Origin of the sequence: Chlamydia crocodili, assembly GCF_018343815.1 — a bacterium.
GTDB lineage: Bacteria > Chlamydiota > Chlamydiia > Chlamydiales > Chlamydiaceae > Chlamydia > Chlamydia crocodili.
Window position 1 is genome coordinate 758,926 of record NZ_CP060791.1, and the last position, 10,998, is coordinate 769,923.

The following is a 10,998-nucleotide window of genomic DNA, read 5'->3' on the forward strand; positions in this document are numbered from 1 at the left end:
TCAAAAACCAATTATCTAGGAAGCTCTGTTTTTTGCTCATGCATAAAACGGGGCTTTTCTATTTTAACAGCGTTTACGATTTAGGGATAAGTATACAATGTTTTTAGATCAAATTACTATAGAGTTGCGTGCTGGGAAAGGCGGTAACGGTGTCGTAGCCTGGAGGAAGGAGAAATACCTACCGAAAGGCGGTCCTTATGGCGGTAATGGCGGTGTTGGTGGATCTATTGTTATTGAATCAGCTACGCATGTATACTCTTTTGAATCCTATAGGAATATACGCTTTTTAAAAGCTGAAGATGGGCAATCTGGAGCAACTAATAATCGTTCTGGGAGAAACGGAAAAGATTTGGTTTTGGTAGTTCCTGAAGGAACGTTATTACGTGATGTAGAGACTCGAGAGATTCTTTATGATTTTGCCAAAGATGGAGAACGTTTAGTTATTTGTCGTGGAGGCAAAGGCGGGAAAGGAAATACTTTCTTCAAGACATCAACAAATCGTGCTCCTACAAAAGCTACTCCAGGAAAACCTGGAGAAGTGCGGGAAGTCGAGCTAGAGTTAAAACTCATAGCAGATATTGGTCTTGTAGGCTTCCCGAATGCTGGTAAATCCACGTTATTTAATACTCTTGCTAAAACAGAAGTTAAAGTGGGGGCATATCCATTTACTACACTTCAGCCTGTATTAGGGCTAATTCCCTGTCAGGAAAGATTGTACCAGAAACCATGGATTATCGCAGATATTCCCGGAATCATAGAAGGCGCTCATCAAAATCGTGGTTTGGGATTAGATTTTCTAAGGCATATTGAACGCACTAGATTGTTATTATTTGTTATCGATATTTGTGGATGTGAGAGGTCCTCTCCCGAAGAAGATTTACGTATTCTTATGGATGAACTTTTACATTATAAAGAAGATCTTGCTGATAAAGGCAGGATCATCGCTTTAAATAAGATCGATGATCTTCTTCCTGATGAGAGACAGGAACGCCTAGAGAATTTTCAAAGACTCTTTCCTTCCGAAAAGTTTGTGATGTTATCCGGACTTACTGGGGAAGGTGTAGATCTATTGAACAGTCTCTTCACAAATAGACTTACTGTGTAAGCAATACCCATCAAAATGGCAATTGTCGGTCCTGCAGGGAAATCCAGGGCATAGGCAAGGACAATTCCGGAAAATGAGCATAGAATGTTTAAGAGAACGGAAACGATCATAATATTGACCATCCTATAGGAAAATCTACAAGCGATCGATATAGGCAAAACGAGCATGCTTAGCATCAAGATAACACCCATGATGTAAATCAGCATGACGATGGTAATTGCTGTTAAAATTAGTAACAGGAAATACCATGTCTGTACAGAGTAGCGACTGAGCATCATGTATTTTTCATCGAAACATAATGCAAGGAATCTTGTATGACAGAGTGCTACAGTTGTAAGAACAACAATATCTAATATTCCCAGGCTATAGAGATCATGAGTTGTTACCCAAAGAATATTTCCGAAAAGGAAATTCACTAGCTCTGAATTAAAGGCGGGAAGCTGGGAGATAAAGATAATCCCAATTGCCATTCCTACAGACCAAATCATAGCGATAAGAGCATCTTCTCTTTCTTGATACTTGAGATGAATTTTTCCAATACAAATTGCCAGGATTATTGCTCCAACTATAGCTCCGTACATAGGGGAAAACTCAAGATTTAGTCGATATTGAATCCATAAGGTAAGCCCAATTCCTCCTAAAATAGAATGGGAGATGCTTCCACTGATAGACACGATACGTTTGACTACGATGTAAGTTCCTACAACTCCCCCAGCAATAGATGCTCCTAAAGCTGCAAGTAAAGAAGGAAAGAGTAGAGAGGGAAGGATATGATCAAAAAAAGAAATCATAGATCAGCCTTTTTTTCGAAAGAATCACAGCAAAACTCTTGAGATATCGTTGGTGTATTGGTCAGTGTTGTTAGGGTTCTGCTCATATAAAATACTTTATTGAAGTGACTAGTTGTATGATGCAAATCATGTGTGATCATTAGAATTGTACATCGGGAGTTAAGCTCTGTGAGAATCTGTAGGATGCGCTGTTGATTTTCAGGATCGATATTTGCTGTAGGTTCATCAAGGATGAGTAATTTAGGATGAGATGCCAGGGCTCTAGCGAGTAATACTCTCTGTATTTGTCCTCCAGATAGGTGGGAAAAGCAGGTGTCTTTATGGTGTAAAAGATCTACGGTCTCCAAAGCCTGCTCTGCGGATTCATGATCGTATTTGGAATATTTCCCATGCCAGCGGAGAAAAGAAAGCCTTCCTGATAGAACAACTTCTTTTACAGAAATAGGGAAGGAAAAATCGTAAGAGAAGTGTTGAGGAACCCATCCAATAGTTAATTCCGATTCTTTTCTACATGTAGAAAATGTTTCTAGAGTTCCTAAAGTAGGTTTTAATAAACCTAACATGAGCATAGCTAAAGTTGTTTTCCCGCCACCGTTAGGTCCTATAATACCGACAAAATCTCCTTCATGAATCATGAAAGATACATTATTGATAATCCAAGAGCTTTTTGGTCCATAGCGAAAGGAAAGATTCTTAACGAGTATTTGTACTGTCATAAATTAGCAAGAGTTGTTGCTATAGTTTTCAGATTATTTATAACATTTTCTTCATAGGGATCTAAGTTTACCGTATCCATATGGAAGCGTTCAGCGAGCATAGCACTACTGCGCTTGCCTGCATGACGGAGTAAAATCATAGAGGAAATCCCGTACTCACGAATACTTTGAGCAGCACGAACAACATCTTTCGGAGAGGGATCAGCATGATTACTTTTTTCCACAACATGTTGGGAAAAATTGTAATCTCTACAGAAATAGCCAAAAGCTCCATGCGCGACTAAAATATGACGTTGCTTAGCGGAGGCGGTAATTTCTTGAATTTCTATGTCTAGGGTTTCAAGAGTCTTAAGTAATTTTTCTCCATTACTTTGATATAATGCAGTGTGTTCTGGGAAATACAAGCATAAGGCCTCTACGATAGTAGCTACTTGTATTTTCAAATTTTTGGGACTTAACCAGGTATGAGTATCAAAACTATGAAAATGATGAGCGCATCCTGTGTATCCAGGAATTACTTGAACATTTTTATTAAGATCTACTTGAGGGCAAGAAACATTTTTCTCACAAGACTTTTCGAAGTTTTCTCCCATACGGAACCAAAGTTGCGCACGAAGGAATTTTTCCATATGTCGGGGAGATAACTCGTAGGTATGAGGATCATAGTTGTTAGTAACTATAGAGCATACCTCACAAGTGCCCTCTGCTATTTGTTCAACTAGGAACTTATAAGGAACTATACTAACAAGGACATGTTTTTGTTCTGTTTTAGAGTCTCCGAAAGTTTGTGAGCAACAAAAGAGGAACGAAATAAGGATGAATATTCTACGCATGATCTAAATAGATTGATGAATTCAGCTATTATCCTATTGACCCGCAATTTTAATAAAGAGTGAATTCAAAATAGCTTTGTAGATTTTTTAAAAATCCTTTGCATTCAGACGAATCTTGATAAAAATGGATGTATTAAGATATCTTCAGTTCAAGTTTTTCGAAAGAATATCCTTATTTAGCTAGTGGAGAGGTGTCCGAGTGGCTTAAGGAGCACGCTTGGAAAGCGTGTGTGCGTTAACGCGTACCGAGGGTTCGAATCCCTCTCTCTCCGTCAATTTCTAGCAGTCTATTTTTCCTAACCCCATCAATCTGTTAATTGAAAATAAAAGTTGAGAAATATCCTTTTGTATTTTTTATTCTTGTATATCAAGGATATTTGTTTTAACCTGTCCTGATTTTTTAATTCTCTAGAACCTCTAAACGTGTGAATCTTTGCTGTTTAGACGAAAAAAGTTCTTAGAACCTGCTCGAGTTAATACTTGCGAAGGGAGTTGCGTTCATTTCTGTTCTTAAGGGTTTTCTTTAGGGATATTTTAACCTCTTCTCTCTTGCGTAAACGTGTGCATATGTAGGGAGGAAACCTTTGGAAGAAGACTTTTTCAAACTTATTCTAATCACCAATAGACAGAACATCTCAATAGAGGAATATCTTGATTTTGTAGCTGTTTGTGTACAATCTGGAGTGACTTCTGTTCAACTTCGTGAGAAGGAACTTTCACATAGGGAGATTTTAAGTTTTGGAGAAGCGTTAAAGTCGATCCTAGATCCTTTGGAAATTCCTTTAATTATCAGTGATAGCGTATCTGTATGTTTAGATTTGGACGCTTCGGGCGTTCATTTAGGGCAAACCGACGGAGATGTTATAGAGGCTAGAGAGCTTCTAGGTCCTGATAAGATTATAGGGTGGAATGTAAATACGCTTGATCAGCTTCTCAATGCCAATACTTTACCGATTGATTATTTGGGGTTAAGCGCGATGTTTGCAACTCAGAGCAAACCTGATGCTACCAATCTTTGGGGATTTTCTGGTTTAGAGCAGGCTGTTTCTCTATGCGAACACCCTATAGTTGCTATTGGTGGCATCGATGAAAGTAATGCTGCTGAAGTAGTGGAATCTGGTGCTGCAGGTATTGCTGCCATTGGAGTATTTCATTCTGCGCAGAATCCAAGTTTAGTAACAAAAACACTAAGAGAAATTGTTGATAGGGGACTTAGATGTTAGAACGAATGAATGAAGCCTTACAGCGCTTAAGAAAGGAAAAACCCGTAGTTTTGAATATTACGAATTACGTTTCTATGGATTTTCTTGCGAATTGCTTTCTAGCTATCGGAGCTTCGCCTATTATGAGCGTGTCTGATTTAGAGCTGGAAGAGTTAATAGGATTAAGTTCCGTTGTTTATCTTAATATTGGAACTCTAGATCACCTGTTTATCCAAAGATCTTACAGAGCGGTAGATATTGCTTTAAGACAAAATAAGCCTGTAATTTTCGATCCTGCAGGTTCAGGAGCTACAAAAATTAGGACGGAAGTTTCTCATCATTTACTTACCCACGCTACGATTGTTCGGGGAAATGCTAGTGAAATTCTCTCTTTCGGAGATGTCCCTACAAAAACACGCGGTGTGGACTCTGTGAATACTACCCATGATGCTAAAGACATGGCAATTGCTTTAGCTAACGAATGTTTATGTGGTTGTGCTGTTGCTGTTACCGGTGCTGTAGATTTCATCACTGATGGGAATCGTAGCGCAACTGTAGAGCTTGGAGACCCGTTAATGTCTCGTGTTACGGGAATGGGCTGTTCTTTAACCGGAGTACTTGCTGCATTTAGATCGGTGATAGATGATTCTTTTGAAGCTACGCGATTAGGCGTAGAATATTTTACTCTTTGTGGAATGCTTGCTCGTGAACGCTGTGAAGGTCCAGGATTATTCAAGGCTTATCTTCTTGATGAATTATATGCTGCGGACTTTGATAGAATGCGTCGTTATTATGAGCAATAGAGATATCTAGATTATATTCTTTGGAACGTATTTCTGTTCCGTCTTTTGTTTTGTAATTGAGAATCCGTGAGGTTCTACAATTACAAAACAAATTATCAAATATATGAATTTCTTAGCTTCTACTTTTAAAAGATCATACGTGCGCCGCAGTTGGCCATTTGTACCAATGAAGACATCCCAGCATCTACGGTATAGGTGCCATAGAGTGTCCAATATGGACCTAGATATACTTGCGAGCTATACTCTATTCTTCCTGCATTCCTTGTAGGAATTACACCAGAAACTTCACCGGTTTGTCCTGTGGAGTCAACTCTGTAGGTACATTGCGGTTTATTTCTATAGATAACGGGTACATAAGCAAGAGAGAGCTTGTTGTACATTAGGATGTCGTATTGTATCAAAGCTCCTTCGAAAATAAAACCTAAAGGAGTTGCAAGATTTCTATAAGCAAAAGAGTCAAATGTCCTAGGGTCGTAGTCAAGTTCTGTAAATTGTTTTTGACGTACTCCTGTATATTCTGCTTCTGAGTAGAAGGAGAATCTTGTTGTGGAGTTGTTTGAAGGCTCTTTTAAATCAATAATCATACGAACATCAAACAGCCAACCAAGATCTTCCCAATTTCCAAGATTACGCTCTTGAATGGATGGGTAGTAGGTGGTTGTATCGTGCTTCATATAGCCATAAGTCACTACACCCTGAAGAAGTATAGGCCGAGGGGCTTTCGTTTGTCTATGAGGCAAATAGAAGGCTCTACCGGCATATAGAGTTCCTTGGAAGGAGTGGTCAGAACCTTTATGCTTGTAATTTTCAACAGTTTTTTCGGATTTAGCGTGTCCAAAGACCTGGCTAAATGAAGCTCCTAGAATAAATTCAGGACGCGGTTTAGCATCTATAGCAAGTGAATAGCCACGGCTATGATAAGAGAAGGATCTAGCCTCTTCTCCTTGTTCTTTTTGTAAGAACGATCCTATACCGCATAACCAAAGATTATTGTAAGCAGCGTCATCGAAACGTGCATTGTTAAGCATGTTGTTGACGATACCTTGCTTTACAGCAATCAGGGAGTTTTGAGAACCGAGAATAGAGTTAACATAGAAGTAATTATCACGAGGAATGTAGATCCATCGACGATATTCTTCAAACTTCCAGTTAGCTTGTAGCTTACCATTTTGATCTGCTGTACCTAATGTCCAGGTGCCGATATAACCTTTTTGAGGTTTCGTATCTCCTGCTAAAGTTAAGTCCGAAATGTCTACCTTATTAGCCTCTGCAGGGAGTTTTAATAACTCGATTTGTCGATCTTCGCCTAAGTAGGGATTTTGGTAAAAGGCTCCTGAGGGATCGATAAGGGTAAGAGTTCCTGTTAGGTAAATTTTTTCCTGAGTTACATTAGGTGCAGCTTTATTTGCTTCGGGAAGCGAATTTTTCTTGCTTCTATGACCTCTAGGTCCTGCTGCTGCTCGAGTTGGTTCAACACCTAGTTGTAGAGAAGGGGGAGAGGCTGTTCCGTCTTCTGCAAGAATCTCACTGAAATCAATAGTGAGGTTATTAATCGCTATACCTCCGGTCGTTCCTCCGCTACCTGTCGTTGGTTTTTGGGTAGATAGTACCGCACCTGGTCCCATAACAAGTAAAGATCCAGGTTTCTGATCAAAGGAAATAACATTTAACTCTGTATTTTTCCCTAGTATTAATGTCCCGTCATTTAAGACAGTCTTTTGAGGAATGAAGGATTTATGCTCATGAAATTCTCCAGAGAATAGTATAGTCCCTGTATATTTTTGGGGATTATCTCCTTCGACTGCTTTATTGATATCTAAGGTTTCGTAATTATTGGCAGTCTTAACTGTTTTAGTATTGACAGCATCATAGAAGTTAATCGATTGATTTTCTGCAGCATTTAGCGTGAGTTTAACTTTCCCTGTTATACTACAGAAAGAAGAAGTAGCAGCTTTGTTTGCTGTAGGCAGGCACTGGTTATTTTTAAATGTGATACTACCGCCTAAAGCCGTAAGGTTTAATACTGCATCTGCGTTATTTGTCCCTTCCCCGTAGATCGCCGCGCCTAGATTTTTAACTTGGGCTTGTCCTTGCTGAGCTCCAACTCCAGGTGCTGGAGTTTGTTCTAATGTTACTTTGTTATTGAGAAATAACATTGACGAAGCAGCTGTAATATCTGCCTTTGTTGTGAAATAAATTGCACTACCGTCATTTGCTGAACTGTTATTGGAAAAGTTCATATATCCTTTTGGGATAGATAGGGTAGCTGCGTAGATTGCTCCACGATTTTTAGCTATATTCTCCTCAAAGGAACAGTACACGGAATCAGTGAATGTTACCGTACCGTTTGAACCATTATTTTTACAGCCGATTGCCGAGCCATTATCTGCAGAGTTGCCTTTGAAAAATAGTGCTTGGTTGCCCGTAAATGTAACGCTAGTGGTTCCTGCAATAGCTCCACCAAAGGTTTCCTTTGGTGTAACCCCATTAGCAGGATTTGTAGGGGGTTCTGCTGGTGTGCATAAAGCCGAGTTATTAACAAAATTAATAGCTTGAGAGCAGTTTTCAATTTTAACGATTGGGGAGTAAATAGCTCCACCGGCTACCTGTCCTGTTGTTGTAGATTTTTTAGTTGTTACAGAATTTCCCGAGAATGTTAAATTTCCGGTGCTATTTTGTAGGGTGAAGGTGTTTTTAGCATAAATCGCTCCACCTTGAATATTTGGTTCTAAAGGAGAATTGCTGGTTGCCGCTACGTTATTCTTATCAATAGCTTGGTTTCCGGAAAATGTGCAATTTCCTATTAATTTTTCTAAGACGAGTGTTTCTGCATAGATTGCTCCGCCAGTAATCGCTGTAGGAACACTAGCAGCATTTGGATCTGATGTAGTTGTTGAGGTAGTCTCTACTTTGTTATTACTTACAGTTAATCCTTCAGGAAGGTTAGTGCAGGTAAGTGCTTTGGCATAGATTGCTCCACCAGCTTCTTTTGCAGTATTCTCTGAGATCTTTGAAACTTCAATACCTTCAAGAGTCAATACCTCTGTAAAATAGAGACCACCGCCAGATTTTCCTGCGGAATTTCCTGTGATATTTAAATGATCAAGACGAGAGATTTTTCCTTTTTTACCATAAACACCGCCACCACTTTCTACAGCAGCATTTTTTGTAACGTTTGTTGTAATAACGTAGTCAACTTTAAAGTCTAAATCTTCTGGAGCAGGTTGTCCATCTACAGCCACAACCGCAACAGCACCTGCTGCAGGTATAGTTTGTGTACAAAGACCGGCACCGTTTTTAGCAGCGTTTTGACCAATATCAATTAACTCAAGACTAGTGAAGGAAGCCTTTGTTGTGTAAACACCACCACCGTGCTCTGTAGCTTTGTTTCCAGTAATAACAGCACTTCCAAATACAGGAACCACAGCAGGTGGTGTTGTAGGGGAAGAGTCTGAATTAGGATTAGGGAATGTAAAAATAAGTTCTTTAGGGATATTCGCTCCACCACCACTTTTGCTGGAAGTGTTGTTTATCAGACAAAAGCTCTCTAAATTCGATAAGGTTAGAGATTTGTTTGTAGCTAAGCAGATGCCCCCACCGTCTTCGGTGGCAACGTTACCTTGAAAGAGAGTTTTCCCCGTAAGGTTTGTAAATGTCACGTCGCTTTCACAATACAGACCACCACCAGATTTTTTTGAGGTGTTTGTGGTGAATTGTATTCTGTGAGAATTTGTACATGTTAGAGTACCTTTAACGTAGGCGCCTCCACCATGATCTGTAGCTTGGTTATTTAAGAATTCTAAAGTTGAAGCAATCTTAGATACACTAAGGTTTTTCTCAACATAGATACCTCCACCTTTCCCTAAAGGAGGGACGATAGGCACAGGAGCTGGTGGTGATTGAGAAGCGGAAGATACAGCAGAAGCAGCAGGTTTTTCTTTGCTTGGTACAGTGATAGTAAGATCGTAATTTCCTGCTTTGTTGGCGCCAAAACGTGCTTGAGAAAGGTTTGTAAGGGTGACATCTCCTAAACAGTAGATACCTCCACCACCAGTTTTCCCGTTATTTCCATTAAACTGGGTAAGGATAGAGGAATCTTGTATTGTAAGATTCCCTTTAGAATAAATTGCTCCTCCGCGAGTATCCGCAGAGTTGCTTTGGAATTTTAAATTAGCAACCTTACTAATCGAGATCGTTTTATCTCCATAGATAGCTCCTCCAGCTCCTGTAGCAGTATTTAATATGAACAGGGTGTCTTCAGAACCATCACTGATAGTAATGGTATCCAAACCAAAGATAGCTCCTCCGGACCCTTTGATAACAGGTTCTGCAGCGGGAACTGGTGAAGCAGCAGCATCTGAAGACAGGATATTAGAAACTTTAGGAGCTGCAGCTTTTGCTTTTTTACTTGCTTCGATTTGTTCTTTGATCAAATCGATAATAGGAGGGAATTCTGCAGAGTTACTTCTGAAGGTCATATCTTTGTAAGTAGAGATGACAATTGCCCCTTTAGCAAAGGCAGCACCACCGTTTCCTGCTGTTTCTGTCTTATATGTAGGGAGAGCAGGTGTTTGAGAACCCGCATCAGCACTTCCTGTTTGGGAGATATATCTGGGGAAAGGATAGGTATCGTATGAGCCGCTAGGAACTACAACACCTCCAGCTCCAGGAACTGCTGGAGGCGTGGATGGTTGAAGAGGAATGAGAGGAACAGGAACGCGTGCAGCGTTATTTGTGAATTCAATAGTATTAAGGATATTCCTAATGGTCAGTGTAGAATCTGTAAATAGAGCACCGCCGGATTCTTGGGATAGGTTATCCTTGAAGGTAACATTTTCTAATCCATCAAAAGATATAGGACCTTTGGAGTATATCGCTCCTCCTTTTCCTGTCATTTTGATTAGAGAACAGGAGATAGATCCTGGATTTCCCGCGTAGGTAATAAACGATAAAGGACCGCCTTTATCATTGTAAAAGGCTCCGCCTCCTTTTGGGGTAGGAGTAGAGGTAGATTTATCTGCAGTCACTGCAGCAGCAGCTCGCGGAAAGCTTAGCGAAAAAGATTTCTCAGATGTGAGGTTGCTAAGATCAAAATTTCCCTGATGTAATCTCGAGAAAGGAGCAAATGATGAAGAGTTTAAACTTTGCAGAATAGATTGATAAAGCTTTTCACGAGGTTGAACAACAGTACTAACTTGGCCTGTTGCTGGCTGTGATGAGCTACTACTACTTGAGCTGCTGCTTGAGGAACCTTGATCACTTGGTGCAGGTGCTGGCTCTGGTTCTGCAGGTGGAGTTGGCTTAGGCTCGGGAATGTTTGTGAATGTTGTAAATGAGACATTCCCAGAAACTATGTAAGTTGTTCCGCTTTCATCTTGTGTTTGTTGCGTGAAGTTATTCGAATGAGAATCTGAAATGCTCGATCCTGATCCTCTATAACTGGAGTTTAATTCTTTCGAAAGGGGTTCACCAAATACTGTAATCGAGGGGAGCACGGCAGCAAAAACAGCTGTAGCTGATAGCCACTTCATAGAACAAAAACCTACTG

General features: G+C 40.0%; 7 protein-coding genes and 1 tRNA gene. 4 read left to right on the plus strand and 4 right to left on the minus strand.

What is annotated here, in order from left to right; translation table 11 throughout:
* Window positions 1–97 precede the first annotated feature (97 nt).
* On the plus strand, window positions 98–1,105 hold the full coding sequence (obgE, locus tag H9Q19_RS03450; RefSeq protein ID WP_213240324.1) for a GTPase ObgE: 1,008 nt from the start codon (window positions 98–100) through the stop codon (window positions 1,103–1,105).
* On the opposite strand, the gene H9Q19_RS03455 is transcribed toward obgE, so the two are convergent.
* From H9Q19_RS03455 to H9Q19_RS03465, 3 genes are read right to left on the minus strand one after another with little or no spacing between them, the layout of a single operon-like run.
* Window positions 1,003–1,896, minus strand: coding sequence for a metal ABC transporter permease (locus H9Q19_RS03455; protein WP_213240326.1), 894 nt, complete (start codon window positions 1,894–1,896; stop codon window positions 1,003–1,005). The two genes, obgE and H9Q19_RS03455, sit on opposite strands and share 103 nt — an antisense overlap.
* Window positions 1,893–2,612 carry a metal ABC transporter ATP-binding protein gene (locus tag H9Q19_RS03460; RefSeq protein WP_213240328.1) on the minus strand — a complete coding sequence of 240 codons (720 nt, stop codon included), beginning with the start codon at window positions 2,610–2,612 and terminating at the stop codon, window positions 1,893–1,895. Before H9Q19_RS03460 ends, H9Q19_RS03455 begins: the two co-directional genes overlap by 4 nt.
* Complete coding sequence (locus H9Q19_RS03465; RefSeq protein WP_213240330.1) at window positions 2,609–3,445, minus strand: metal ABC transporter solute-binding protein, Zn/Mn family; 837 nt, start codon at window positions 3,443–3,445, stop codon at window positions 2,609–2,611. Before H9Q19_RS03465 ends, H9Q19_RS03460 begins: the two co-directional genes overlap by 4 nt.
* Before the next feature lie 185 nt (window positions 3,446–3,630).
* On the opposite strand from H9Q19_RS03465, the gene H9Q19_RS03470 reads away from it, so the two are divergent.
* The 3 genes from H9Q19_RS03470 to thiM all read left to right on the plus strand — a co-directional run bounded on the left by H9Q19_RS03470 (window position 3,631) and on the right by thiM (window position 5,450).
* Window positions 3,631–3,717: transfer RNA gene (locus H9Q19_RS03470), tRNA-Ser, on the plus strand.
* Between the two features lie 312 nt (window positions 3,718–4,029).
* Window positions 4,030–4,668: a thiamine phosphate synthase gene (gene thiE, locus H9Q19_RS03475; protein ID WP_213240333.1), complete on the plus strand. Its 639-nt coding sequence runs from the start codon at window positions 4,030–4,032 to the stop codon at window positions 4,666–4,668.
* A complete protein-coding gene (gene thiM / locus H9Q19_RS03480; protein ID WP_213240335.1) occupies window positions 4,662–5,450 on the plus strand; it encodes a hydroxyethylthiazole kinase in 789 nt (262 codons plus the stop codon). The genes thiE and thiM overlap by 7 nt, the downstream gene beginning before the upstream one ends.
* Window positions 5,451–5,575: 125 nt before the next feature.
* On the opposite strand, the gene H9Q19_RS03485 is transcribed toward thiM, so the two are convergent.
* Window positions 5,576–10,981 (minus strand): polymorphic outer membrane protein middle domain-containing protein, encoded by a 5,406-nt coding sequence (locus H9Q19_RS03485; RefSeq protein ID WP_213240337.1) that lies wholly within the window; start codon window positions 10,979–10,981, stop codon window positions 5,576–5,578.
* Between the last annotated feature and the right edge of the window lie 17 nt (window positions 10,982–10,998).